Source organism: Burkholderia territorii (assembly GCF_902833055.1).
GTDB lineage: Bacteria > Pseudomonadota > Gammaproteobacteria > Burkholderiales > Burkholderiaceae > Burkholderia > Burkholderia territorii.
In genome coordinates this window covers 1-420 of record NZ_CADFEJ010000181.1, presented here as the reverse complement: position 1 = coordinate 420, position 420 = coordinate 1, and the positions used below count along the sequence as shown (strand labels likewise).

At 73.6% G+C, this 420-nt stretch carries 1 protein-coding gene; it reads left to right on the top strand.

The genetic code is table 11. From position 1 onward, the window contains the following. The coding region (locus tag HW466_RS31615; RefSeq protein ID WP_176316197.1) for a DUF4118 domain-containing protein at positions 1–420 on the top strand (420 nt) is incomplete at both ends.

Below are 420 nucleotides of genomic sequence, written 5' to 3'. Positions count from 1 at the left end.
ACCGGCTTGCTGCGGCGCCTGGCGCGGCCGTTCGGCGAGCGGCTGGCCGAGCGTGCCGGCGATCTCGACCTGATGCTGCTGCGCACCTCGGCGCAGGACGACCCGCGCCACGGCGAGTCCGACGCGGGCGTGCGCGCCTGGCGCGAGGCCTTCTCGCGGCTGGCCGGCGAACGCTCGCCGCCGCGCCACTACGTGACGGCCGCGCTGATCTGCGCGGCCCTGACCGGCGTGGCCGCCATCGCGCAGGCGCGCCTGGACCTGACCAACCTGGTGATGCTCTACCTGCTCGGCGTGGTGTTCAGCGCGGTCAGGCTCGGGCGCGGGCCGGGCGTGATGCAGTGCTTCCTGTCGGTGGCGGCCTTCGATTTCTTCTTCGTGCCGCCGGGCATGTCGCTGTCGGTCAGCGACACGCAGTACCTG